This window comes from Methyloceanibacter methanicus (assembly GCF_001723285.1).
Classification (GTDB): domain Bacteria; phylum Pseudomonadota; class Alphaproteobacteria; order Rhizobiales; family Methyloligellaceae; genus Methyloceanibacter; species Methyloceanibacter methanicus.
Window position 1 is genome coordinate 128,250 of sequence record NZ_LPWG01000014.1, and the last position, 23,352, is coordinate 151,601.

General features: G+C 64.8%; 25 protein-coding genes and 1 pseudogene. 23 read left to right on the forward strand and 3 right to left on the reverse strand.

From position 1 onward, the window contains the following. Positions 1–68: 68 nt before the first annotated feature. From AUC68_RS14335 to AUC68_RS14375, 9 genes and pseudogenes are all read left to right on the forward strand, one after another. Positions 69–1,127 (forward strand): AAA family ATPase, encoded by a 1,059-nt coding sequence (locus AUC68_RS14335; protein ID WP_069438281.1) that lies wholly within the window; start codon positions 69–71, stop codon positions 1,125–1,127. A gap of 94 nt (positions 1,128–1,221) precedes the next feature. After that, positions 1,222–2,010, forward strand: coding sequence for a DUF58 domain-containing protein (locus tag AUC68_RS14340; RefSeq protein WP_244500545.1), 789 nt, complete (start codon positions 1,222–1,224; stop codon positions 2,008–2,010). Between the two features lie 1,191 nt (positions 2,011–3,201). Then, positions 3,202–4,314: pseudogene (locus tag AUC68_RS18820) on the forward strand (pentapeptide repeat-containing protein); the annotation flags it as partial. A gap of 257 nt (positions 4,315–4,571) precedes the next feature. Further along, entirely contained in the window at positions 4,572–4,688 is a 117-nt protein-coding gene (locus AUC68_RS18825; protein WP_483127783.1) for a pentapeptide repeat-containing protein, read from the forward strand. Beyond that, a complete protein-coding gene (locus AUC68_RS14355) occupies positions 4,685–5,302 on the forward strand; it encodes a hypothetical protein (RefSeq protein ID WP_083240774.1) in 618 nt (205 codons plus the stop codon). The genes AUC68_RS18825 and AUC68_RS14355 overlap by 4 nt, the downstream gene beginning before the upstream one ends. Further along, a complete protein-coding gene (locus AUC68_RS14360; RefSeq protein ID WP_069438284.1) occupies positions 5,299–6,312 on the forward strand; it encodes a vWA domain-containing protein in 1,014 nt (337 codons plus the stop codon). The genes AUC68_RS14355 and AUC68_RS14360 overlap by 4 nt, the downstream gene beginning before the upstream one ends. Before the next feature lie 17 nt (positions 6,313–6,329). After that, complete coding sequence (locus AUC68_RS14365) at positions 6,330–6,842, forward strand: SRPBCC family protein (protein ID WP_244500546.1); 513 nt, start codon at positions 6,330–6,332, stop codon at positions 6,840–6,842. 2 nt (positions 6,843–6,844) lie between these two features. After that, on the forward strand, positions 6,845–7,840 hold the full coding sequence (locus AUC68_RS14370; RefSeq protein ID WP_083240775.1) for a YncE family protein: 996 nt from the start codon (positions 6,845–6,847) through the stop codon (positions 7,838–7,840). 19 nt (positions 7,841–7,859) lie between these two features. After that, entirely contained in the window at positions 7,860–8,753 is an 894-nt protein-coding gene (locus AUC68_RS14375; RefSeq protein WP_158008325.1) for a trypsin-like serine protease, read from the forward strand. Here AUC68_RS14375 and AUC68_RS16570 read toward each other — a convergent pair. Both AUC68_RS16570 and AUC68_RS14380 read right to left on the reverse strand, forming a co-directional pair. Continuing rightward, positions 8,737–8,913, reverse strand: a complete 177-nt coding sequence (locus AUC68_RS16570) for a hypothetical protein (protein ID WP_158008326.1) — start codon at positions 8,911–8,913, stop codon at positions 8,737–8,739. The genes AUC68_RS14375 and AUC68_RS16570 overlap by 17 nt on opposite strands. Next, a complete protein-coding gene (locus tag AUC68_RS14380) occupies positions 8,910–9,416 on the reverse strand; it encodes a hypothetical protein (protein WP_141701299.1) in 507 nt (168 codons plus the stop codon). The genes AUC68_RS16570 and AUC68_RS14380 overlap by 4 nt, the downstream gene beginning before the upstream one ends. A 307-nt stretch (positions 9,417–9,723) precedes the next feature. Here AUC68_RS14380 and AUC68_RS14385 point away from each other — a divergent pair, with 307 nt between their 5' ends. The 14 genes from AUC68_RS14385 (at position 9,724) to ccoS (ending at position 22,177) form a co-directional block, all read left to right on the forward strand. Beyond that, positions 9,724–10,098 (forward strand): hypothetical protein, encoded by a 375-nt coding sequence (locus AUC68_RS14385; protein ID WP_141701300.1) that lies wholly within the window; start codon positions 9,724–9,726, stop codon positions 10,096–10,098. A 165-nt stretch (positions 10,099–10,263) separates the two neighbouring features. Continuing rightward, on the forward strand, positions 10,264–11,793 hold the full coding sequence (locus AUC68_RS14390) for a two-component system sensor histidine kinase NtrB (RefSeq protein WP_158008327.1): 1,530 nt from the start codon (positions 10,264–10,266) through the stop codon (positions 11,791–11,793). Next, positions 11,793–12,419: a response regulator FixJ gene (gene fixJ / locus AUC68_RS14395; RefSeq protein ID WP_069438289.1), complete on the forward strand. Its 627-nt coding sequence runs from the start codon at positions 11,793–11,795 to the stop codon at positions 12,417–12,419. Before AUC68_RS14390 ends, fixJ begins: the two co-directional genes overlap by 1 nt. Positions 12,420–12,552: 133 nt before the next feature. After that, the gene (locus tag AUC68_RS14400) at positions 12,553–12,954 is read left to right on the forward strand and encodes a DNA-binding transcriptional response regulator (RefSeq protein WP_069438290.1); all 402 of its coding nucleotides are present in this window, start codon (positions 12,553–12,555) and stop codon (positions 12,952–12,954) included. A gap of 106 nt (positions 12,955–13,060) precedes the next feature. Continuing rightward, positions 13,061–13,741: a helix-turn-helix domain-containing protein gene (locus tag AUC68_RS14405; protein ID WP_069438291.1), complete on the forward strand. Its 681-nt coding sequence runs from the start codon at positions 13,061–13,063 to the stop codon at positions 13,739–13,741. Next, positions 13,738–14,097, forward strand: a complete 360-nt coding sequence (locus tag AUC68_RS14410; protein ID WP_141701301.1) for a c-type cytochrome — start codon at positions 13,738–13,740, stop codon at positions 14,095–14,097. The genes AUC68_RS14405 and AUC68_RS14410 overlap by 4 nt, the downstream gene beginning before the upstream one ends. A 223-nt stretch (positions 14,098–14,320) precedes the next feature. Further along, positions 14,321–15,994 carry a cytochrome-c oxidase, cbb3-type subunit I gene (ccoN, locus tag AUC68_RS14415; RefSeq protein WP_083240777.1) on the forward strand — a complete coding sequence of 558 codons (1,674 nt, stop codon included), beginning with the start codon at positions 14,321–14,323 and terminating at the stop codon, positions 15,992–15,994. A gap of 10 nt (positions 15,995–16,004) precedes the next feature. Further along, entirely contained in the window at positions 16,005–16,739 is a 735-nt protein-coding gene (gene ccoO / locus AUC68_RS14420) for a cytochrome-c oxidase, cbb3-type subunit II (protein WP_069438293.1), read from the forward strand. Between the two features lie 10 nt (positions 16,740–16,749). Continuing rightward, positions 16,750–16,926 (forward strand): cbb3-type cytochrome oxidase subunit 3, encoded by a 177-nt coding sequence (locus AUC68_RS14425; protein WP_069438294.1) that lies wholly within the window; start codon positions 16,750–16,752, stop codon positions 16,924–16,926. Between the two features lie 3 nt (positions 16,927–16,929). After that, positions 16,930–17,796, forward strand: a complete 867-nt coding sequence (gene ccoP, locus AUC68_RS14430) for a cytochrome-c oxidase, cbb3-type subunit III (RefSeq protein WP_069438295.1) — start codon at positions 16,930–16,932, stop codon at positions 17,794–17,796. A gap of 25 nt (positions 17,797–17,821) precedes the next feature. Beyond that, positions 17,822–19,285, forward strand: a complete 1,464-nt coding sequence (gene ccoG, locus AUC68_RS14435) for a cytochrome c oxidase accessory protein CcoG (RefSeq protein WP_244500547.1) — start codon at positions 17,822–17,824, stop codon at positions 19,283–19,285. Further along, the gene (locus AUC68_RS14440; RefSeq protein WP_083240778.1) at positions 19,282–19,785 is read left to right on the forward strand and encodes a FixH family protein; all 504 of its coding nucleotides are present in this window, start codon (positions 19,282–19,284) and stop codon (positions 19,783–19,785) included. The genes ccoG and AUC68_RS14440 overlap by 4 nt, the downstream gene beginning before the upstream one ends. Continuing rightward, positions 19,782–22,013: a heavy metal translocating P-type ATPase gene (locus AUC68_RS14445; RefSeq protein WP_083240779.1), complete on the forward strand. Its 2,232-nt coding sequence runs from the start codon at positions 19,782–19,784 to the stop codon at positions 22,011–22,013. Before AUC68_RS14440 ends, AUC68_RS14445 begins: the two co-directional genes overlap by 4 nt. Continuing rightward, complete coding sequence (gene ccoS, locus AUC68_RS14450) at positions 22,010–22,177, forward strand: cbb3-type cytochrome oxidase assembly protein CcoS (protein ID WP_069438298.1); 168 nt, start codon at positions 22,010–22,012, stop codon at positions 22,175–22,177. The genes AUC68_RS14445 and ccoS overlap by 4 nt, the downstream gene beginning before the upstream one ends. Before the next feature lie 15 nt (positions 22,178–22,192). Here the strand turns inward: ccoS and AUC68_RS14455 are convergent, their stop codons facing one another. After that, entirely contained in the window at positions 22,193–23,287 is a 1,095-nt protein-coding gene (locus AUC68_RS14455; protein WP_069438299.1) for an alkane 1-monooxygenase, read from the reverse strand. Positions 23,288–23,352: the final 65 nt, after the last annotated feature.

Here is a 23,352-nt window from a genome sequence, read left to right on the forward strand (position 1 = left end):
GACAACTCGGACGTCACGCGGCGCGCCAGCGAAAGCCTTGCCGCACAGCGGAAGAGAGGGGCATTGCCATGGCACGTCTTGCAGGTTCGCACGCCAACCCCGTCAACCGGGACCAGACGATCGATCTCGCCAACTGGCGCGACCGGGCGCGGGCCTTCGAGGACGTGTTGCGGAACACCATCATCGGTCAGGACCGCGTTCTGCGTCTGCTGACGATCGCCATTTTCGCGCGCGGCCATGTGTTGCTGGAAGGCGATGTCGGCGTCGGCAAGACCACATTGTTGCGAGCGGCGACGCGCGCTCTAGGCGGCGCCTTCGAGCGGGTCGAGGGGACGATCGACCTCATGCCCGCGGACCTCATCTATCACACCTACCTCGCCGAGGACGGGCGGCCGCGCGTCGACCCGGGCCCGGTCCTGCGTCATGGCGAGGATCTGACGGTCTTCTTCTTCAACGAGATCAACCGCGCCCGTCCGCAGGTCCACTCGCTGTTGCTCCGCCTCATGGCCGAGCGGAGCGTCACCGCGTTCAACCGCGAATATCATTTCCCGCATCTGCTCGTCTTTGCGGATCGCAATAGGATCGAGCGCGAAGAGACCTTCGAATTGCCAGCGGCGGCGCGCGACCGCTTCTTCATGGAGATCTCCATGGAGACTCCGAAAGACAGAGAGATCCGGCGTGCGCTCGCCTTCGACCGCCGCTTCTACGACGCGGACGCGCTGGTGCAATCGGTCACCGAGGATGTTCTCGACCACCAGCTTCTGAACGAGGTTGCGCACGCCATCCAAGGGCGCGTCCAGGCCAGCGAGACGCTGGAGAAATACACGCTGGATCTGTGGTCCGCGGTCCGCGACCCGGTCTCAGTCGGGATCGAGATCGGCGGCGTCGATATGTCCCGGCTGGTACAGGGCGGCGCGTCTCCGCGCGGGATCGCTTATCTGGTGCGCGCGGCGCGCGTCGAGGCGTGGCTCAATGGGCGCGACATGGTGGTCCCGGAAGACATCCGTGCCGTGTTCGCGGAAGTCATGTCGCATCGTGTCTTTCTCGATCCCATTTACGAACTCCGCCGGGAGGCCCTGGTCGATGCCTTGTTCGCGGAGGTCTTTGCGAAGGTGCCCGCGCCATGAGCGAGGCTTCTCACGAAGCCGCATCTGCCATCGACGTGCCTTACCGGTTGGCCTGGCGCGCTGCCGGCGTCGTATCGGCGCCCATGAAGGGAAGATGGAGGGGGCCGGGGGCCTGTTTCAGGACCACGATCTTCTCATTCGCGCCCGGGATCCGCGCCGGATCGACCTGCGCGTCTCGCTGCGCGACCCGTTCGGCAATCTCTATGCAAAACGGTTCGCGCAACGCAGCGCGGTCACGCTCTACGCCCTGGTGGATCTGTCGGCTTCCATGGGGTTCGCCGGGCAGGCGCGCAAGGTCGATGTGGCCGCGGATCTGTGTGCGGCACTGGCCGCGTCCGCCCGGCGCATTGGCGATTCCTTCGGTCTTATCGGCGCGAACCGCCGCATTGTCCCCGACTGCTTCTGGCCCGCCACAAGCTCGCGCGGCGCCGAAGCAGAGATGCTGACCAATCTGCGCGGTTTCGATCCGACGGCGCAGGGCGATCTCGGCGACAGCGCGGAGGGGCTCATCGATGCAGCCGCGATCATCGCCGGGCGGCGAAAGCTGGTGTTCGTCATCTCGGACTTCTTCATGCCCGATCAGGTGATCGAGTCCGTCTTCGAAGCCCTGTCGGAGCACGACGTGATTCCGATCGTGCTGCGCGATCCCCGGGAGTGGAACAGCTGCCGCGCTACGGCCTCGTCTCGCTTGCCGATCTGGAGACCGGCCGCAGACGCTTATGTGATGCGGCCCGCGCTGCGGGCGGCGCTGATCGCCGACAACGCGGCGCGCGGCGCGCGGCTGCGCGCTCTTGCCATGCGCTATGGAAGGCCGCCCTTCGAAGTCGTGGGCCGGATCGATTGGGACAGATTCGGCGCCTATCTGATGGGGGAGGTGGGATGATCGCGCTCCTGATCGCCCTGCTGGTGTCGACACCGGCCCTTGCGGCCGACGAGCCGGCCTCGCCCATCGTGTCCGTCAGCACGATCGAGCCGCGCGGCTTCGGCTATTTCGTCGGGGACCTTCTGACGCGCGACGTCGACGTGGTAGTTGCCGAGCCCTATGTCCTCGAAAGGGCCTCGGAGCCAAAGCCGGGGCGGCTGTCCTACTGGCTCGATCTTCGCGCGGTCGACGTGTCCGAACGGCGTGAGCGCGGTGCAACCGGTTATCGCGTCAAACTCGTCTATCAGACCCTTTACGTGCCCCTGTCGCCCACCGTGCGGGAGTTGCCCGCGCTTGAACTGCGTTTCACCGATGGCGACAAGACCGTGGCGGCCAAGGTGCCGGCGTCGAGATTCGTCATGGCGCCGTTGCGCGAGGTCATTCCGGAGGTGCCCGCGGAAGGACCGGAAGGCTATCTGAGACCGGATGCGGCGCCGCAGCCGATCTCCACGCGCCGCGACCGCCTTCTGTTTGCCGCGGGCCTCGGCCTCACCGTCCTGGCTCTCATCGGCCTCGCCTACGATCGCGCCTGGTGGCCGTTCCGCAGCCGGCCCAGCCGTCCGTTTGCGCGCGCGGCCCGCCGGTTGCGGTCGCTGGCGCGCTCGTCAAGCGACGACGCCTATCGCGAGGGCCTGCTCGATCTGCACCGGGCCTTTGATGCCTCGGCCGGCCGCCGCGTGCTCGCCGAGGACGTCAGCGGATTTCTGGAAAGCCATGCCGTGTTCCGGCCCCAGGAGCGCGAGATCGGACGTTTCTTCGCCGCCTCTCGCCAAGCCTTCTTTGCCAACGATATCGGCGGTGCCGAGACGGCGATGCCGTTGCCGGCGTGGCCGCACTCGGGACGGAACTCAGTGCCGCCGAAAGGAGGGCCGCATGAATTTCGCAGTGAGCCACCCGTATGTTCTGTTCCTGCTTCCGCTCGCCATCCTGCCGCTTCTGACGATGGCGCAGGAGGCCGATCCCTATCCGTCCTTGGGCGCCGCGAAACCCGATCCGCTGTCGCAGGCTGTGGACCTTGCCTTGCGCGTCCTGGGCAGCCTCGCCGTGGCCGCGCTCGTGCTCGGTCTCGCAGGATTGCATATCAGGGGGCAGAGCATCGAACGGACGGGCGAGGGCGCCAGCATCGTCCTGCTGTTCGACCGCTCGGCGAGTATGAACGACACCTTCGCCGGACAAGCCCCGACGCGCAGCGGCGAGGAATCGAAATCGGCCGCGGCGCGGCGGTTCCTGAAACAATTCGTCGAGACCCGCGAACACGATCGTTTCGGCGTCGCGGCCTTCTCGACTGCGCCCATGTTCGTCTTGCCGTTGTCCGACCACAAGGATGCGACCGTCGCCGCCATCGACGCCATCGTGCAGCCGGGGCTTGCGCTCACCAATGTCGGCAAGGGGCTCGCCATAGCGCTCTCCCTGCACGACACGGACATCGTCTCGACTCGGGATACGGATTCAGGGGTGTCCAACCGCGCCATCGTGCTCGTGTCCGACGGCGCCGCCGTGATCGACCGGAAGATGCAGCAGAAGCTGGAAGCTGCCTTTCTGAAGCGCCCCGTGAACCTGTATTGGATTTTCCTGAGGACTGAAGGATCGCGGGGAATCTTCCAGGCGCCGGACCCCAACAAACCGGACACACCGCGGGCGATGCCGGAGCGCCATCTCAACCTCTTCTTCGAAAATCTCAAGATTCCCTACAAGGCGTTCGAGGTGGAGAACCCCTCTGCCGTCGGAGAAGCCATCGCCACCATCGACAAGCTCGAGCGGCGCCCCATGCGCTACCTTGAGCGTATTCCCCAGAAGGACCTGTCGGGCCTCGCGTATGGGATCGCCACCGGTGCCCTGCTTCTTCTGGTTCTCGCCAGGCTCGCGGAGACCAGAGTCTCGCAGCCGGCTGCGCGTCGGCCAACGCTCCTGCGCGTGGGCCTCGGGCTTGTGCTCTGCGCCACAAGCCTCGTTGGCACCTCGCAAGATCCGGCGCGTGGCGCCGAAGTCACGCGCGAGCAGCTCTTGGCTGTTTTGGAGGCCTATGGCGAGGAACGGCCCGACCTCTCGCGCCGGGACCTGACCGGTATCGACCTCTCCGGCATCGATTTCAAGAAGGCGGACTTGTTCGCGGCGAACCTGAGCGGTTCGGCGGTGCAGGGCGCAAGCTTTGCCGGCGCCAACCTCAACCGCATGGTCGCGGAAGGTGCGGATTTCTCCGACGCGAATTTCGACGGTGCGAGCATGTTCGCCGTGGTCATGAACGGTTCGGACCTGACGGGTGCCAATCTTTCCAACACCCGCATCATCGGCCAGCTGATCAAGGCGCGCATGGACAAGGTCAAGATGGTCGATGCCGATCTCGGCGCCGACCCCGCCAACCAGGGCATGGTGCCGGTGCGCCTCGACATGTCCGGCGCAAGCTCGAAGGGGCCGATCTCACGGGCTCGAACCTCGTCCATGTCGTCCTCTCTTACGCAAATCTGCGCGATGCCATCCTGGTCAAGACGCGGTTCAATTGGGCCAAGCTGCCCGGCGCCCAGCTGGACGGGGCCGACGTCACAGGTGCGGATTTTTCCAACGCCGATCTCGAGGGCGCCACGGTGTCCGGGCTGAAGGGCGTTGAGACCGCGACGGGCTTCCCGGAGGACGTACGATGACCGGGGCGCGGCACGCGGCTCCCGGGCCCGGACCGCTGAGCCGGACCCTCGGCGCGCTGTATCGCGCGCGCATCGTGTTCGTGTGGCTCTTGCTTGCCACGGGGCTCGCCCTCGCAATCGCATCCGGATGGAAATGGTACGCGGGCTGGCACGACAACCGGACCATCCGCGCGCTGGGCGCGGGAGAGAATGTCGAGATCGCGCCGGACAAGGCCTCGCCGGCGGTTCTGTTCGCCCGCGCACATTATCTTCTAAAGCGCGACAGGGTCGGCGAGGCGCAAGTGCTGCTCGATCAGGCGAATTTCCGCGCCGACGACAAGACACGCGTGGCCATGCTCTACGACGACGGCAACGCGCGCTTGCGGGCCACCTTCGTCGCGATCGAACAGGGCAAGTTCGATAAGGCGACATCGCTCGTCAATCTCGCCAAGGCCGACTACATCCAAGCGTTGCGGCTCGAACCGCGCGCCTGGGATGTCAAATACAACATGGATGTGGCGGCGCGACTGGTGCGGGATTTGCCCAATATCGCACCCAGCGAAGAAGACATGCAGCAGGAGCCGCGCAAGGACCTCTGGAGCGATCTGCCCGGCGTTCCGCGAGGCGCGCCATGAGCCGCCGCCTGGCCGTCCCGCCCGCGCTCGGCGCGTTGCGCTTCTGGCTTCTTGCGGCCGCGTTCGCGCTCGCCGCCGCCACGCTGCTCCTGCCGCGCGTGACGCTGACCCGCAAGGCCTACGATGCGATGGCCTTCGTGGACGTGACGGCGAGTATGAACACGCGCGATGCCGTGGTTCGCGGCCGTCCGGCCAGCCGGATGGATCTGGTCAAGGATCGTTTGACGGCGCTCGTCGCGCAGTTGCCGTGCCAGTCCAAGCTTGGGCTTGGCATCTTCACCGCCCGGCGCGTCTTCGTGTTGTTCGAGCCCATCGAGGTCTGCGAGAACTTCTCGAGTATCGATTCGGCGATCCGCGCCCTCGACTGGCGCATGGCGTGGGAAGGCGACAGCTACGTCACGCTCGGCATTCATGATGCCCTGGCCGTCGTGAAACCACTCGATGCGACGTTGCTCTTCTTCACGGACGGCCACGAGGCGCCGCCGCTGCCGTGGACGGGCCTTCCTGCGTTCGAGGGTGAGGCGGGTGAGGTGCCCGGCCTTCTGGTCGCGTCGGCGGGCAAGACGCTCGTGCCGCTACCGAAGTTCGACGACGCGGGGCGCGAAATCGGGACGATGAGCGCGACCGATGTCCTGCAGGAAAATCGCTCGGGAGCACCGCCGCCGGATGCGTCGTCGCGTCCTGGCTGGCACCCGAAATGGGCGCCGTTTGGCGACATGCTGGTCGACAACAGCGAGCACATGACCTCCGTGAAGGAGGATCATTTGAAAGAGATCGCGACCCAGACCGGGCTCACCTACGCCCATCTGCAGAGTTCCGGCGCCTTGCTCCGGGACCTCACGGCGGTCGCGCAACCGCGCGACGTTCGGGTCGCGGCGGACATTCGTCCCTATCCGGCGGGGCTGGCGTTCCTGCTGCTCATCGTTCTCTACGGCGTCTTGCCGTTGCGCGAGCGTATCGGGCGCCGCCGCCACCAACCGAAACCAGCACTGAAAGAGGTTCTCCCATGAGGTTGTTTCGAACTGCCATGCTCCAAGTTCTTCTTGTCCTTGGGGCTGCGTCGGCGGGCGCGCACGGCCCGACGCCGCAAAAGGTCGAAGAGAGCATTGCCGTCGCCGCCCCGCCGGAAAAGGTTTGGGCCGTCGTCAAGAATTTCGACAGCCTGGTCTCGTGGAACCCCCTTGTCGAAACCAGCATGGGCACCGGCGGCAACGAGCCCGGCGCGGAACGAGTCGTGGTCCTGCGGTCGGGCGGGCAACTCAAGGACAGTCTGGACGAATATCTCGAGGACGAGATGTCCTATTCCTACCGGCTCGACACGCCGGACGTCGACGCCTTTCCCGTCAGCTTCTACTCGTCCACGCTGGCCGTGAAGCCGGGCGCGGACGGCGGCAGCGAGGTGACCTGGGACGCGCGTCTTTATCGCGCCGACACCGGCAACTTCCCGTCCGAGACGCAGAACGACCAGGCCGCCATCGACGCGGTCACCAAGTTCTACAGGGCGGGTCTGGAGGAGCTTAAGAAGAAGGCGGAGCAGTAAGGATGATCGCGGCCCCGCGCGGTGTCGCCGGACGCTTTGGCGCGCTGGCTGTCGCGGCCGCGATCCTCGCCGCCCTCATCTCCGCTGCCTTGTCGGCACACACGCAAGCGGCTGCGCCACGCCTCTTCGTCACCAATCAAGCGGCGGGTCAGGTGGTGGTGATCGACACCGCAACCCATGAGCAACTGGCAACCGTCGAACTCGCCCCGGGGCCGGCGGTCATCGCTGCATCGCCTGACGGCCGGACTCTCTACGTCACCCATCCCGAGATCGGAAAGATCGACGTGCTGGACGCGCGCGCGCCGGACCGGCCGCGCAGCCTGTCTGTCGCGGGCACGCCCTTCGGGATCGCCGTCGGCGAAAGAGGGCGCCTCTTCGTCAGCGATTGGAACCGGGATCTCTTGTCGGTCATCGACAGCGCAACGGGCAAGACCGTTGCCGAGATTGCGGTTGGGCGCGCGCCCGCGCACGTGGCTCTCGACCCGAGGCTTCGGCGCGCCTATGTCGCAAACCGGGAGGACGACTCGATCACCGTGGTCGACATGGACCGCCTGACGGCGGTCGCCACGGTCAAGGTCGGCAAGGCGCCGTTTGCGCTTGCGGTCTCGCCCACAGGCGACCGCGTCTACGTGGCCAACGTCCGGAGCGGAGACGTCTCGGTTGTCGATGCCGCCTCGCTGGAAATCCGTAACACCGTCCGGACCGGTTCGATGCCCTACGGCGTCGCGGTCTCGCCGACCGGCGCGCGGGTCTTCGTGGCGAACCAGCAATCGGGAACGGTCAAGATGCTGGACGCGGCGTCCCTCGAGGCGCTCCAGCGCACCAAGGTGGGGAAATACCCCGAAACCGTCGCCATCCTGCCCGACGGCCGGCGGCTCTACGTGGTCAACTGGATGGCGGGAGACATCTCGGTCCTGGACGGCGAAACGGGACGGGAGGTGAAGCGCATTCCCGTGGGCGAGGGCATCCGCGGACTTGCCGTCGCGGCTTCGGACTAGGGTCGGGCCGATGCCGCGCGTGCCGACAACCGTGTCCGGATGGCCGTTCTTGGTTCTTCTCGTCGCGCTCGCCTTCCCGAACAGCGCGGCGCAGACGCTACCCCGCGGCATCGAGGATCGGAGCGAACGCTTTCCATTCGTCGTGGAGATCGCCCAGTACGGCCGCATGATCTGCTCGGGCACGGTGCTCTATCCCCGCGTCGTGGTGACGTCGGCCCATTGTCTGCAACAGGTGACGCGGGCCCTGGGGCGCCGCTTCTATGTGGACGCTTATCTGCAGCCCAAGGAACTCTTCGTGCACGTGGTCATGAAAGGCCGCATGCGGTCCTTCGCGGTGGCGTCGGTCGAGATCGCGCCCGGCTGGCTTGGGGGAGAGAAGAGCCAGTCGAGCAGCGCGCGGCTTCCTCACGACCTGGCATTGCTGGTGACGGCGGCACCGATCGCCGTCGACTTGCCGCGTGCCGTCTCGGACACCGATCCCGCATCGCTGCCGCGTCCGTCCACGGTGAAGACGGGACGGCCGGGCGTGCTGGTGGCCTTTGGCGGCACGCGCTGTCTGGCGCCGGGAGACTGCGACGACGCGGGCGTTCGCCGCTATCTGCCTGTCACGTTGAAAGACGCCGCCGATTGCTTCAAGACCCGCCTCGATCGCGACGCTGGCTTGCCGGAGACCATATGGTGCATGGACGAGACCGTCCTGCCTGGCGACAGCGGCGGCGCCTTGCTGATTGAGGATGAGGACGAAGCGTTGCGCTATGTGGGCGTGATCTCGGCCCAGCGCGGTCTGCCGCCCGAGCTGGCCACCGTGTCCGGACGCCGCCAGAGTGCCGCGACGGCGCTTTCAGCAAATCTCGATTTCATAGAAGAAACCGCGCGGTCTCTTGGATACGGACGCGCTAGTTCGGATCCATGAGAGGGGCGAGCTTGTCCTTCATGGCGACGATCATCTCGTAATTCTCCTTGGAGGGCTCGAGGCGCTTCAGCGTCGCCGCCACCTTCCGGTAGATCTCGATCGTCTGCTCTTTCTGCTCCGGGGTCAGGTTTGGATTGCGCTCCGCATGCTCCACGTTCAAGCGCAGGGCCTTGTCCGTGGCGCCGGGCGTCTTGCCTTGCGCGAGGAAGATGTAGCCGCGGACCACGGTGCCGGCGGTGTCGGACCAATCCTGGAGGTCCTTGAATCCGTGTGCTTGGCGACAGCCTCGAGGGCCGCGCGCTTCTCGGCGGACATGGCGTCGAGGTCCGATGCGGCGCTGCCGGGAGCCGGCGGCTGCTCCGGCATCTCCGTCCCGGGAAATTTCGCACCCGTCTCCCGGATCTTCGGAAAGGAGGCGATCAGCCGGGTCACCATGTCCTCCGTGAGGTCGACCTGGCGCACCGACGCGGTCATCGCCTCGAGCTGCGCGGGGTCGAAGCCACCTTCCGCCAGCCCTTGGGCTTGCACTTTGTCTTGCCCGGTATCCTGCACCTTGTCTTGCGCTTTGGCAGGGCTAAAGCCCGCAAGGCTCAGGCTTACGGCCATGCTCAAGCAGAGAAGGTCGAGGGCCAGGATACGAATGACCGGGATGCGAAGGGACATGGGGGAGACTTTCATGAGACGGGGGTACAAACGACCTCCTGTAGACGATCCCGGGTCCCGATAGCGATGCCATGTCTGGCAATTCTGTCCCTGGATAAATGCCTGTGACAGATGGCCTCAACTCTCTCCCGAAAGGAGGTAATCCGGACAGAAACCAGGGCGAAAGCGCACAAAACCTGGCAAGAAGAGTCGCCAAATCAGAGTGGCAAACTTTCCTACCAACCCCCATGATGTTCTTGACCCGCCTCCAGGCAATGTTGACACTTTTGCATCAACGCAAATCCGGAAGAACCAGGACGGGTCATCCATGCAGGCAAGATATCTCTTAGTTGCGTTGGCGGGCATCCTGGCGGCCGCACCTGCGGTCGCGGGCGGTGCCGGCTCTCCCCAAAAGATCAACGCGATGTTGTGCGATACCGAGGCACAGGCCATTGCCCTGGCCTCGGCGCTTTCGACGGGCAAGACCGAGCCCTTGGCGATCAATGCCGTGAACAAGACCGCGGGTTCCGAGGTGTGCGGCCGCTTCATCGGCTATGCCGTTGTGGAGGTCGAAAAGACCAAGAATCAAGACGGTTCGTTGTTCATGCTCGCCGGGCTTCGCTTCGCCGAGGACGGACGCTTGGGGTGGACAGCCTCTTGGGTGACCCCGTTCGACGGGCTCAGCGTCGCGCGCGGCATCTAGCGTTTGGGCACGACGGTGCCCGCGCATCCCTGATGGGCGCCTCTCGCCCACGCGCGGCCATCAGGCTGCGGACGGGTTGAACCGCCGGTGCGCCGGCAAGGGACTGTCACGCCCAGCCTAGGACTGGCGTGTGAAGATGATACTGTCCTTGCGATGCATGGACCCTTGGCCAATAAGCGGCCCCGCAACGCCATCGAGCGGTTGCGGCGCGCAATTCTCGATCCGGCGACAAGCGCGGTTCACTATGGTGTCGCCGTAGCTGCTGTCGTTGGCATGGCGTGCCTCGCCTGGGGGCTCTATCCCTGGCTTGAAGGGCGCGCCTCCTTTCTCATCTTTATTCCCGGTCTGGCGATCGCGGCCGGTTTCGGCGGGTTCGGCCCCGGTCTCCTGGCAACGCTTCTTTCCGCGGCGATCGGCTTCGCCCTCGTTCCGCCAAGCGACGTCACCCTCCCGGCCTTGGCCGAGGTCGGCGTGTTCACGGGCGTCGGACTCGGCATTGCCTGGTTGGGCGAACTACTGCGCCGCACGCGTCTGCGCAGCCGCCGCAGCGCCAAGGCGGTCCGCTCGCGCGAGGCGCATCTGCGCTCGATCCTGGACACCGTTCCCGACGCGACCGTGGTGATCGACGAGACCGGCATGATCCGGTCCTTCAGCGCGGCGGCAGAGCGGCTCTTCGGCCACCGGGAAGTCGATGTCGCCGGGAAGAACGTGGCGGTGTTGATGCCCTCGCCGTTCCGTGAGGAGCACGACGCCTATATCTCTCGCTATATCAGCACCGGCGAGAAGCGGATCATCGGTTTCGACCGCGTGGTGACGGGGGAGCGCAAGGACGGGTCCACATTCCCCATGAAGCTCGAGGTCGCGGAGATGCGATCCGGCGAGCAGCGATTCTTTACCGGGTTCATCCGTGACCTGACGGAACGCCAGAGAACCGAAAAGCAGTTGCAGGATCTGCAGACGGAGCTGGCGCGGCTGTCGCGCCTGACCGCCATGGGCGAGATGGCCTCGACCCTTGCGCATGAGGTCAACCAGCCCCTGACCGCGATTTCCAACTATCTGCAAGGGTGCAACCGGCTGCTGGAGTCCATCGAGGGCGATAAGGTCCCCATGGTGCGCGAGGCGCTCGCGGCCACGACCAAGCAAACGCTGCGGGCCGGCGAGATCATCCGCCAACTCCGCGATTTCGTGACCCACCACGAGACCGCACGGGATCCCGCGGACATCAACGATCTCGTGGAGGAAGCCAGCGCGCTGGCGCTGATCGGCGCGCCGGACGAGGGCGTGAAGCCGAGCTTTCTGTTCGACACCTCTCTTCCCGACGTGAAAGTCGTCAAGGTCCAGGTTCAACAGGTTCTGCTGAACCTGATGCGCAATGCCATCGAAGCAATGGAAGGGTGCGACCCGAAAGTCCTATTGGTGTCCACGGCGCGGTCTTCCACGGATAAGAACGACGCCGGCGAGCCGATGGTGCAGATCACGGTCGCGGACACCGGGAGCGGCATCTCCGAGGAGATCGCCGACCAGCTGTTTCAGCCCTTTGTGACCACCAAGCCTAATGGCATGGGGGTGGGGCTGTCGATCTCCAAGCGCCTGGTGGAAACCCATGGAGGGCGCCTGTGGGTCGAACCGAACCCCGGGGGCGGCACGGTCTTCCGGTTCACGCTGGAGCCCGTCAGAAGCGAGGACAGGGCCTGATGCCCGTCAATCCCGTCGTGCACATCGTCGACGACGACGAGGCGGTGCGTCAGTCCTTGGCGTTCATGCTCGGTTCGGCGGGGTTTCCCGTCCGGCTCTACGAGTCGGCCCAACTGTTCCTGGAGGCTGTCGATCCGATGCAATGCGGCTGCTTGATCACGGATGTCCGCATGCCGGACATGACGGGCATCGAGCTCCTTGGGCGGATCAAGGACAAGATACCGTTCCTGCCTGCGATCGTCATCACCGGTCATGGCGACATTCCGCTCGCCGTCGAGGCCATGAAGGCCGGCGCGGTGGACTTCATCGAAAAGCCCTTTGATGAAGAAGTGCTGCTCAAGGCGGTCGAAGCGGCGCTTGAAAGGGCGACCGGCGAGGGCGCCGACCAGATGCAGGAGGTCTTGAGCCGGCTTGCAAGCCTGTCCGAGCGCGAGCGTCAGGTCCTCGAGGGGCTGGTGGCGGGGCAGGCCAATAAAGTGATTGCCGCCGCGTACGGCATCAGTCCGCGAACGGTCGAGGTCTATCGCGCGAATGTCATGTCCAAGATGCAGGCGAACAGTCTGCCGGACTTGGTACGCATGGCCCTTCTGGCCCATATCGGACCGCCTGCCGGCGCCTCCGAATAGGGCTGCGCGCGCGCCGCTTCCGCCCCCTTTGCCGTTTGACGTGGCTCAAGGTCGCACGCCCCGCATCACATAGACTTTTCAAGTGGCTGTGGTGAACCGCGGGGGCGACGGCCGATGTTTGGGGAAGAAACAAATGAGTCATGCCGGCACCGTGCTGATTGCCGTTCGCGACGGCACGCTTGCGGATAGTCTAAGGTTTTCGTTGGAGCTCGAGGGCTATGAGACACGTTTCTGCGACGAGCATGCACTCTCTCCGATCCTGCGGGCACCAAGCCGCCACGGCACCTGCGTGGTGTTGGACCAGGACGTCTTTTCGCGGGTCGCGGAAGCTGGCGAATCGGAGCTTCCTTGCAATCCCTGTGTCCCGGTCATCCTCATGGTGTCCCAGAAAACCGAGCAGCTCCTTGCCAAAGCCAAGTCAGGCGGGGTCACGAAGGTTCTGGAAAAGCCGATCCTTGGCGGGGTCATGTTGGAGACGATCCGGCAAGTGATTGAAAAGAATGGGCGTTCGGGCGGGCCCCTCCTGCCGTCCTAGGCCGTATCGGCCTACGTAGTTTCCCTTAGGGAACAGGCCCGAATTTTGATCGAGCGCAAAAATCTCTATCTCTGACGTCAGTCAAATTAACCTTTCGGGGGTTATCATGCTGACGCCGAATCCCGTGCTCGACTTCCCGCAGACACAAACGTCGCCGACGTCGGCGCTCCTGGCGCATGCTCGAGACGACGACGACCTTCAGACATCGAGCGTTCCGATCAACTTCGCCCGCAACAGCGAGATTTTCGCCGAGGGCGAGGGGGCCGGATATGTATACAAAATCGTTTCCGGCGTGGTTCGCGTGTCGAAGTTGCTGCCTGACGGGCGCCGGCAGATCAGCGCGTTTCATCTTCCCGGTGACATGTTCGGTTTCGAAGTGGACGACGTGCATCACGTGTCCGCCGAGGCGATCGGGCCCGTCAAGGTTCTTGCCTATAAATGGCAGAGCCTGCTGAGCGCGACGTCCTCGCGCGGCTTCGTGCATGAGCTGCTCAACCGCACCATGATCGGGCTGCGGCAGACTCAGGATCATCTGCTGCTTCTTGGCCGCAAGAATGCGCTGGAGCGGCTCGCGGCGTTCCTGATCGAGATGGCGCGCCGGACTGGCTCGGACCGCTCGCTGCATCTTGCAATGCCGCGCCATGACATCGCCGACTATCTCGGCCTCACGCTGGAGACCGTTTCGAGGATGTTCGCCGAACTGAAAGAGGCAGGCATCATCAAGCTCGAATCGGCCCGGCAGGTATCGGTGCTCGACATGTCCAAGCTCGAGGCCATGGCGACATGAGGCCGTTCTGCCACGGACTATCGCTTGCTGCCAGTGCGCTCTTGGCGTTCGTGCTCATTCTCGGGCTGGGCTCGGCCGCGCGGACCGAGGGAGCGGTGACGAGTCTGCCGGACCCCGCGCGCGGCAAGGCGCTGGCCGAGCGTCTTTGCACCAACTGTCATCTGGTTTCCGATCGGCAGACCAAAGCCGTTGCGGACGTTCCAAGCTTTGCCGCGATCGCCAATAAGCCGGACCAAACCGAAGGCGCGGTCATGGCCCGGATCGTCATGCCCATGCACCCGATGCCGGTGATTCCGATCACCAAGCCCGAACTTGAGGATGTCTCGGCCTACATCATGAGCCTGCGCGGAGAGTAGGCAGCGGCCGGATCAATCAAACTTTGCGATAGATCGCCCAAGCTTGCGCTGGATCAAGGTAGGAGGTGGGCGGCCAGCGTGTAACAGCGCTATAATGAGCCCGCGCGGATTGACGCGGACAGGATGAGATTGCCGTCGGAGGCTCGGGGCTGCCGGTCGACAATGAAGTCAAGACCTGGGCAAGGCTTGAGTGGGCAAGGCTTGAGATTGAGGGGTTGGACACATGGCCGCAACATCGCAGCGGGATGAGTGGAAAGCGCTTGGGGACATTCTCGCGATTGGGGCCGCCGCGTTCCTGGTTATTCTAGGCCTCGTCCTGGCGGTGGCCGGCGCGGACCTGGTCATGAAGTTTCATGGCTGTCTCCTGCTCGGCGCCTCGGGCCTTGCACTTCTGTATATGCTCGCGCAGTTCGTGGAGAGCCGCGAACCGGCCGATACGAGCGGCTACGCGGACGGTGTCATCCGCGCCGGCGTGATCGCTACGGTCTTCTGGGGAGTTGCCGGCTTTCTGGTGGGCGACATCATCGCCTGGCAGCTCGCTTTCCCGGTTCTGAACTTCGACTTGCCCTGGACGAATTTCGGGCGCTTGCGTCCGCTCCACACCTCGGCGGTCATCTTTGCCTTCGGCGGTAACGCGCTCATCGCCACGTCGTTCTACGTGGTGCAGCGGACCTGCCGCGCGCGCCTCGCGGGCAAATGGTCGCCCTGGTTCGTGTTCTGGGGCTATCAGCTCTTCATCGTGTTGGCGGCCACCGGCTATCTGTTGGGCGTCACGCAGAGCAAGGAATACGCCGAGCCGGAGTGGTACGTCGATCTCTGGCTGACGGCCGTTTGGGTCGTCTACTTCCTTGTCTTTGTCGCCACCATCGCAAAGCGGAAAGAGCCCCACGTCTACGTGGCGAACTGGTTCTACCTGGCCTTCATCGTCACCATCGCCATGTTGCACATCGTCAACAATCTGGCGGTGCCGGTGTCGCTGCTGGGCACGAAGAGCTACGTCCTGTACTCGGGCGTCCAGGACGCCATGACCCAGTGGTGGTACGGCCACAACGCGGTCGGCTTTTTCCTGACGGCCGGCTTCCTCGGCATGATGTACTACTTCGTGCCGAAACGCGCCGAGCGGCCCATCTACTCGTATCGCCTCTCGGTCGTCCATTTCTGGTCGCTGATCTTCATCTATATCTGGGCGGGTCCGCATCACCTGCACTACACGGCGCTGCCGGATTGGGCCCAGACGCTGGGCATGACCTTCTCGATCATCCTGTGGATGCCCTCTTGGGGCGGCATGATCAACGGCCTCATGACGCTGTCCGGCGCTTGGGACAAACTTCGGACCGATCCGGTCATCCGCATGCTGATCGTCGCCGTCGCCTTCTACGGCATGTCGACCTTCGAAGGCCCGCTGATGAGCATCAAGTCGGTGAACTCCCTGTCGCACTACACCGACTGGACCATCGGCCATGTGCATTCCGGTGCGCTGGGCTGGGTTGCCTATATCAGCTTTGGCGCGCTGTATTGCCTCGTGCCGTGGCTGTGGCACCGCAAGGCGCTCTACTCGCAGCGTCTGGTCGAATGGCATTTCTGGGTCTCGACGCTCGGCATCGTGCTCTACATCACCTCCATGTGGGTGTCGGGCATCCTGCAAGGGCTGATGTGGCGGGCCTACGATTCTCTCGGCTTCCTCGAATACTCCTTCGTGGAGACGGTCGAGGCCATGCACCCGTTCTATGTCATCCGGGCCATTGGCGGGCTGCTCTTCGTCATTGGGGCTCTGTTGATGGCCTACAATCTGTGGCGCACGGCGCGTGGCGATCAGCCCGTCGATGCGACCGATCAACCGTCTGTCGCTGCGGCTCCTGAGTTCCGGCCTGGCGAATACACGGCGCCGGCGGAATAGGGAGGGGCCAATGAGCTGGGGAAAGCACGACATCCTAGAGAAAAGCCCGATGCTGATGCTGATCGGCATCCTGATCGTGGTGAGCATTGGTGGGCTGATCGAGATCGCGCCGTTGTTCTGGCTGAGTTCGACGGTGGAAAAAGTGCAAGGCATGCGGCCCTATTCGCCGCTCGAATTGGCCGGCCGCAATATCTATGTCCGCGAGGGCTGCTATCTGTGCCACAGCCAGATGATCCGCTCTCTCAGGGATGAGGTCGAGCGCTACGGCCACTATAGTCTGGCTGCGGAGAGCATGTACGACCATCCCTTCCAGTGGGGCTCCAAGCGCACCGGGCCGGACCTCGCGCGCGTCGGCGGAAAGTACTCCGACGAATGGCACCGCGCGCACATGATCGACCCTCGTTCGGTCGTCCCGGAGTCGGTCATGCCGGGCTATCCGTTCCTGGCGAAGCGTGAGCTGGACTATGACGATATCGCAGATCAGCTGAAGACGAACGCGGTTGTCGGCGTGCCGTACACCGACGAGATGGTCGAGGCGGCGAAGGCGGATCTTGAAGCGCAAGCCGGCAAGGACGGCGCCGACGTGGCGGCACTCCTGGCGCGCTATCCGAAGGCGCAGGCGCGTTCGTTCGACGGCAACCCGGATGAGATCACCGAATTGGACGCCTTGATTGCGTATATGCAGATGCTTGGAACGCTGGTCGACTTCGCCAGTTTCGACGAAGCCGGCCCCAATCTGAGGTGAGGACCGGACGATGGAATACGAACAAGTCGCTTCGATAAGCCAAGTCGCCGCACTCATTTTCTTCATCGTGCTGTTCGCCGGTGTCGTTCTGTACGCGTTTTGGCCCGGCAACAAGAAGCGCTTCGACGAGGCGGCAAGACTGCCTCTGGAAGACGACCCAGAGTCCGACAACGAGAAAGACAGCTGAGCCATGGCCAAGAAGGACGCCAACACTCCGGAGGAGGTCGGGACCACCGGTCACGAATGGGACGGTATCGAGGAGCTGAACAAGCCCCTGCCCAAATGGTGGCTTTACGTCTTCTATGCCTGCATCGTCTGGGCCATTGGCTATTGGCTCGTCTATCCCGCCTGGCCGACCGTTTCGTCCTATTCGAAAGGTTTCATGGGCTATAGCCAGCGCGGGCAGGTCGCCAAGGACGTGGCCGCCTCGCAGGCGGACAAGGCGGTCTTCCGCGACAAGATCGCTGCGGCCGACATGGAGGCGATCAAGGCCGACCCGGAGCTCTTCAACTTCGCGCTCGCCGGCGGTCAGGCGGCCTTCGGCGACAACTGCGCGCCCTGCCATGGCCGTGGCGCGCAAGGCGCCTTCGGCTATCCGAACCTGCGCGACGACGCATGGCTATGGGGCGGCACGCTCGACGCCATCCATCAGACCATTCAGCATGGCATCCGCGCGGAGGATTCGGCCACGCGCATGAGCATGATGCCCGCGTTCGGCAAGCTTGGGATGCTGAACCGCGACCAGGTCGCCGATACGGCGGAATATGTCATGTCGCTCTCGGGGAATTCGGACGACGCGGAGGCGGCCGCGCGGGGCAAGGAGGTCTTCATGACCAATTGCGTGGCCTGTCATGGACCCGACGGCACCGGAAACAAGGCGCTTGGCGCCCCGAATCTGACGGACGAGCTCTGGCTGTACGGCGGCGACAAGGAAACCATCGTCGAGACGATTACAAATAGCCGTGGGGGCATCATGCCCGCTTGGGCAGGACGCTTGGATCCGGCAACGATCAAGGAACTTGCGATCTACGTGCATTCCTTGGGTGGCGGACAATAACGTCCGGCGGTAGCTTGAGATGAAGATGGCAAATGTCGAGTTGGGCGGCGGCGGCGCGTCCTCCTCAGGAGAGGGGGGGCAGCTCTACGCGGGCCGCGAGAAGATCTACCCGAAGGAGGCCCACGGCCAGTTCAGGACGATCAAATGGATCGTCATGGCGGTCACGCTCGGCATCTACTATCTGCTGCCTTTCGTGCGCTGGGACCGCGGACCGTACCTGCCGGACCAGGCCGTTCTGATCGACCTGCCTGCGCGGCGGTTCTACTTCTTCTTTCTCGAGATTTGGCCGCAGGAATTCTACTACGTCACCGGCCTGCTGGTGCTGGCGGCCCTCGCGCTGTTCCTCGTGACGTCCGTGGCGGGGCGCGTCTGGTGCGGCTACACCTGTCCGCAGACCGTTTGGACGGATCTGATGATCGCCGTGGAGCGCTTTTGGCAAGGTGACCGCAATGCGCGCCTGAAGCTCGACAAGCATCCTTGGTCGTTCGAAACGCTCCGGAAGAAGGGCGCCACGCATCTGACCTGGCTGGCGATTGCGATCGCCACGGGCGGTGCCTGGGTCTTCTACTTCGCGGATGCGCCGACCCTGGCCAGGCAGCTCGTGACGTTCGAAGCACCGGCGGCGGCCTATTTCTTCATCGGCCTGTTCACGCTCACGACCTATGTGTTGGGTGGAATCGCGCGCGAGCAGGTGTGCATCTATATGTGCCCCTGGCCGCGCATTCAGGGCGCGATGTTCGATCGCGATTCTCTCCTGATTTCCTACCGGGCCTGGCGTGGCGAGCCCCACGGGCCGCACAAGGCCGGCCAGTCTTGGGAGGGCCGGGGCGACTGTATCGACTGCCACCAATGCGTCGCGGTGTGTCCGACCGGTATCGACATCCGCGACGGCGCGCAGCTTGAGTGCATCCAATGTGCGCTGTGCATCGATGCCTGCGACGAAATCATGGATAAGGTCGGCAGACCCCGGGGCCTCATCGCCTACGATACGATCCGCAACCTCGATGCCGGCGCGGAAAGTGCCGAGCCGCTGCGGCTACTTCGTCCCCGTGTCCTGCTCTACGCAGGGGCCATTGCGCTTGTTGGGCTTATCATGGTTGTCGCGCTCATGATGCGTCCCGACCTTGATGTGAACGTCCTGCACGATCGCAACCCGCTCTACGTGAAGCTCTCCGACGGCGGCGTGCGCAACGGCTACGAGGTCAAGATTCTGAACAAGCAGTATGTCCCGCGCGCCTTCAAACTGAGCGTCGATGGGCTGCCGGACGCCAGCGTGCAGATGATCGGCCATGAGGGCGGCATCGTTCCGGTCCCGCCGGACAAGCTGCAAGCGGTCAAGCTCTACGTCACCTTGGATAAGGCGGGTGTGCGCGCACTCCCCGAACAGGCGACACCCTTCAAATTCGTGGTGACGAATATCGCGACGGGTGAACGCACCGAGCACAACGCGACCTTCCAGGGACCGCCCAAGGGCGGCCCGGCACGATGATGGCGGCCGCACCTCTCCCGCGGGGAATTACGGGACGCCATGTGCTGATCGGCCTCATCGTCTTCTTCGGCATCATGTTCGCGGCCAACGGATTGCTCGTCTACTACGCCGTGTCCACGTTCAGCGGCGGCGACCGCCCGAATCCCTATCGCAGTGGCCTCAACTACAACGAGACCATTGCCGAGGCCGAGCAGCAGGCCGCTCTCGGCTGGTCCACGGAGGCCGACTACGACCGGGGCGCCGGCCGGCTGACCTTGCGCTTCACCGATCCGTCCGCGGCGCCTGTCACGGGGCTCTCCCTGTCGGGGACGCTGGTTCGTCCGGCTGTCGGAAGCGACGACCGCGCCGTCACCTTTCGGGAATGGGCCGAAGGCGTGTACGTGTCCGATGTCGCGCTCGGCCCGGGCAATTGGGTGTTGAACGTCGAGTCGTCCGAACAGGAGGGCGGAGCACCGGTCTATCGCCTGAAGAAGCGATTGATCGTCGCCGAAGGGTCATGACGGAGGCCCAAACCGCACCCTACAAAAACGCGGCGCCGTTCAAGGGCACCGCATCCCACAAAGACTCCGACCCGCATGCGCGCAAGAGTGCCTCGGCCGGCCCCGCTACCATGACGCTCGCGGTGGAGGACATGCATTGCGGCGGCTGCCTGCGGTCCGTCGAGCGCGCGGCCATGCGCGTGCCCGGCGTCGCGAGCGCGCGGGCCTCTCTTGCCGCGAAGCGGGTGACCGTGACCTACGACCCCGCCGAGACCGGCGAGGCCGATGTCATGGCCGCGCTGGACCGGGTCGGGTTCGAGGCCGCCCCGCTCGAGGCGTCCAAGCAGGATCGCGGGGACCAGCGCCAGAGATATCTGCTCCGGCGCGTTGCGGTGGCCGGCTTCGCCGCCATGAACATCATGCTCATCTCCATCGCCGTTTGGTCCGGAGAGGGAGGCGACATGGATCCGGCGCTGGCGCAGATGTTCCGCTGGCTGTCGGCACTGATCGCCCTGCCGACGATCATCTATGCGGGCGAGCCGTTCTTCGTATCGGCCGTTTCGGCATTGAAAGGCCGGCGCCTCAATATGGATGTGCCGATCTCGCTTGCGATCATCCTGGCGACGGGGATGAGCGTCTACCAGACCATGCACGCGAGCGAGCAGGTCTATTTCGACGCCGCCGTCACGCTTCTCTTTTTCCTGTTGATCGGCCGCTATCTGGACGAAGCCTTGCGTGTCCGAGCGCGCGGCGAGGCCCAGAATCTCCTGAGCCTGCAAAGCGGCATCGCGACCGTCGTTGGCGAGGACGGCAGCCAGTCCAAGGTCCCCGCCAATGCGTTGCGGCCGGGCGACCGGATCCTTGTCGCCGTCGGAGAGCGCGTGGGTGCCGACGGTGTCGTCGCGCGTGGAAGCGGTGACGTCGATCAGAGCCTGATTACCGGCGAGACGATGCCCGCGGCGGTTCGGGAGGGAACGCAAATCTACGCGGGTACGCTGAACCTGACGCGGAGCCTCGAGATCGAGGTGACCGCGGCGGACGAGGCCACGCTGCTCGCCGAGATCAGCCGTCTGATGATGGCGGCGGAACAGGGCAAGGCCCGCTATCGCGTGCTCGCCGACCGCGCGGCGCAGATCTACGCACCCGCCGTGCACGGCCTCGGGCTTGCGACCTTTGTCGGCTGGCTGGCGTTCGGCGCGTCCTGGCAGACCGCGCTCACCTACGCCATCGCCGTGCTGATCATCACGTGCCCGTGCGCGCTCGCCCTTGCGGTCCCCGTGGTTCAGATCGCCGCCGCCTCGCGGCTGTTCAAGCGCGGCGTGATGGTCAAGGTCCCCGACGGGCTCGAGCGCATCGCGGAGGTCGATGCGGTTGTTTTCGACAAGACCGGCACGTTGACCCTGGGCGAACCCCGGCTTCTGGACGCCGAGACCGTGCCGGGCGCCGCTCTCGCCGCCGCCGCAAAGCTCGCGAGCGGGAGCCGTCATCCGTTCTCCCGGGCCCTCGTGGCCGCCGCCGAGGAGCGGTTCGGGAGCGTCGAAATCGCCAGGGACGTCGAGGAGACGCCGGGCGAGGGGCTTCTCGCCCGGACGGACTACGGTGAGGAACGTTTGGGCTCCGCCGCTTGGTGCGGCGTCGAGAATGCATCGGGGCAAACCGCCGAAGTCTGGTATCGGCGTGGCGAAGACGCCCCGGTCTGTTTCCGCTTTGCGGACCGGTTGCGCGCCGATGCGGCTGAAGCCGTCTCCGCGCTGAAGGACCGTGGCCTTGCCGTCGCACTTCTATCCGGAGACCGGGAGGCGGTGGTTGCGCGTACGGCCCAGGACGCCGGCATCGATGTGTTCCAGGGCGGGCTGAAACCGGCGGACAAGATCGCCTGGCTTGAAGATCGCGCGAACGAGGGCCGCAAGGTGCTGATGGTGGGCGACGGCTTGAACGATGCGCCCGCGCTCGCGGCCGCCCATGCTTCCATGTCGCCGGCGACGGCCGCCGATATCAGTCAGCGGGCTGCGGACTTCATCTTCCAGGGACGTGCGTTGTCCCCCGTGGTGGAGGCCGTCGAGACGGGGTGCCGCGCCCGGAGCATGGCGTTCCAGAATTTCGGCGTCGCCTGGGTCTATAATGCGATCTGCGTTCCGCTCGCGATGGCGGGATTCGTGACGCCGTTGATCGCGGCCATCGTGATGTCGAGTTCGTCTATTCTGGTGACCCTCAACGCGACGCGGCTCGCGGGAGGTAAACGCCCATGACCGCTCTTGCCTGGCTCGTTCCGGCGGCCCTCATTCTTGGCGGCCTTGGCCTCGGCGCCTTTCTATGGGCCTTGCGCTCCGGTCAGTTCGAGGACATGGACGGCGCCGCCTATCGCGCGCTGGAGGACGAGCCCCCGGACGACGACGACGCCCCGCGGCGCTAAGGCCGCGCTTGACCGCTAGATGTTGTCCCAACCTCGGGCGCGGATGATCTCGAGTTCCGCCTCGCTCGCGAAGCGCGCATCCCAATCGACAAGCAGCGGCCGCATCACGTGGCGCCACAGCGGGGGCACGAGCGCGAACGTCGCCATGGTCTGGTAGCCGTACGGCAGCATCGGCACATCCTCGGCGGTATCCAAGCGCCAGAACGGCTTGGTGGCGAACATGTGATGGTCCGAGTGCCGGGGCAGATTGTAGTGCAAGACGTTCGAGAGCCGGCGGTAGCAGTCCCAGCTATGCCGCGGCCGGATGGGCGCATTGTCGGCGCGCACGATACCGTAATGCTGCACGTAGTTGATCAGCTCGTGGAAGAACCGCCCGAGCAGGGCGGCCAGCCCGAACAGCAGGAGGGCGAAGGGCCCTCCGATCAGCGCCACGACGGCGATGATGGCAAGCGGCGCCGCCAGAGCCTGAATGAATCTGTTGTGAAGAGACCAGACGGGCAGCCCCTTGCGGCGAAGCCGCTCGGCCTCGACCGCCGCGGCCTGGGCATACTGTCCGTAGACGGCGCGTCCCAGGAAGGCTACGAGCCGCTCTCCACGGCGCGCGGTCGAGGCCTCGTCATAGCTGCCCACGCGCCGGTGATGCACATGGACGTGGTAGATGACGAAGGACGTGTTGAGGGTAAAGCCGAGCAACACGTGAGCGACGGCTTGCGGGATCCAGCCCTGCCGGTGGGTGAGTTCGTGGCCAACCGTGGCGCCGACAAGAGCGAAGAGATAGCCGGCGACCCAGATGGCGCCGATGGTCTGCAGCGGCCGCTCCGTGAAGCTGGCCTCTCTTGCGTACAGTGCGAGCGTCACCCCCAGGAGGCACATCAACGGCAGCGCGAGATAGAGATTGACGTTGTAGAAGGTCCGCGCCCTGTCTCCCAACCTGTCCCAATCGTCGCCACTCACCTCGTCGGCGAACGACCCGAACACCATGATCAGAATGATGACGGCAAACGGCATCCATCCGCCGACGAGGAGGGATATGGAGCCCAGCAGAAGCAGAACGTTGGCCGAGGCGTATTGCCCGGCTGCAAGGATGCCGGATCCCCACGTCCGGCGCATCTTCGCCTCGTTAGTCGACGAAACCACGACGCTTCTCTTCGTGCAGTATTGCCTTTGTCAGTGCC

What these genes read in the sequence shown, in the direction of transcription:
- AUC68_RS14335 (WP_069438281.1), top strand. Translation starts at nt 69, where the DNA reads ATGGCACGTCTTGCAGGTTCGCACGCCAACCCCGTCAACCGGGACCAG.
- AUC68_RS14340 (WP_244500545.1), top strand. Translation starts at nt 1,222, where the DNA reads ATGGAGGGGGCCGGGGGCCTGTTTCAGGACCACGATCTTCTCATTCGC.
- AUC68_RS14355 (WP_083240774.1), top strand. Translation starts at nt 4,685, where the DNA reads ATGACCGGGGCGCGGCACGCGGCTCCCGGGCCCGGACCGCTGAGCCGG.
- AUC68_RS14360 (WP_069438284.1), top strand. Translation starts at nt 5,299, where the DNA reads ATGAGCCGCCGCCTGGCCGTCCCGCCCGCGCTCGGCGCGTTGCGCTTC.
- AUC68_RS14365 (WP_244500546.1), top strand. Translation starts at nt 6,330, where the DNA reads ATGCTCCAAGTTCTTCTTGTCCTTGGGGCTGCGTCGGCGGGCGCGCAC.
- AUC68_RS14370 (WP_083240775.1), top strand. Translation starts at nt 6,845, where the DNA reads ATGATCGCGGCCCCGCGCGGTGTCGCCGGACGCTTTGGCGCGCTGGCT.
- AUC68_RS14380 (WP_141701299.1), bottom strand. Translation starts at nt 9,416, where the DNA reads ATGTCCCTTCGCATCCCGGTCATTCGTATCCTGGCCCTCGACCTTCTC.
- AUC68_RS14385 (WP_141701300.1), top strand. Translation starts at nt 9,724, where the DNA reads ATGCAGGCAAGATATCTCTTAGTTGCGTTGGCGGGCATCCTGGCGGCC.
- fixJ (WP_069438289.1), top strand. Translation starts at nt 11,793, where the DNA reads ATGCCCGTCAATCCCGTCGTGCACATCGTCGACGACGACGAGGCGGTG.
- AUC68_RS14400 (WP_069438290.1), top strand. Translation starts at nt 12,553, where the DNA reads ATGAGTCATGCCGGCACCGTGCTGATTGCCGTTCGCGACGGCACGCTT.
- AUC68_RS14405 (WP_069438291.1), top strand. Translation starts at nt 13,061, where the DNA reads ATGCTGACGCCGAATCCCGTGCTCGACTTCCCGCAGACACAAACGTCG.
- AUC68_RS14410 (WP_141701301.1), top strand. Translation starts at nt 13,738, where the DNA reads ATGAGGCCGTTCTGCCACGGACTATCGCTTGCTGCCAGTGCGCTCTTG.
- ccoN (WP_083240777.1), top strand. Translation starts at nt 14,321, where the DNA reads ATGGCCGCAACATCGCAGCGGGATGAGTGGAAAGCGCTTGGGGACATT.
- ccoO (WP_069438293.1), top strand. Translation starts at nt 16,005, where the DNA reads ATGAGCTGGGGAAAGCACGACATCCTAGAGAAAAGCCCGATGCTGATG.
- AUC68_RS14425 (WP_069438294.1), top strand. Translation starts at nt 16,750, where the DNA reads ATGGAATACGAACAAGTCGCTTCGATAAGCCAAGTCGCCGCACTCATT.
- ccoP (WP_069438295.1), top strand. Translation starts at nt 16,930, where the DNA reads ATGGCCAAGAAGGACGCCAACACTCCGGAGGAGGTCGGGACCACCGGT.
- ccoG (WP_244500547.1), top strand. Translation starts at nt 17,822, where the DNA reads ATGGCAAATGTCGAGTTGGGCGGCGGCGGCGCGTCCTCCTCAGGAGAG.
- AUC68_RS14440 (WP_083240778.1), top strand. Translation starts at nt 19,282, where the DNA reads ATGATGGCGGCCGCACCTCTCCCGCGGGGAATTACGGGACGCCATGTG.
- AUC68_RS14445 (WP_083240779.1), top strand. Translation starts at nt 19,782, where the DNA reads ATGACGGAGGCCCAAACCGCACCCTACAAAAACGCGGCGCCGTTCAAG.
- ccoS (WP_069438298.1), top strand. Translation starts at nt 22,010, where the DNA reads ATGACCGCTCTTGCCTGGCTCGTTCCGGCGGCCCTCATTCTTGGCGGC.
- AUC68_RS14455 (WP_069438299.1), bottom strand. Translation starts at nt 23,287, where the DNA reads ATGCGCCGGACGTGGGGATCCGGCATCCTTGCAGCCGGGCAATACGCC.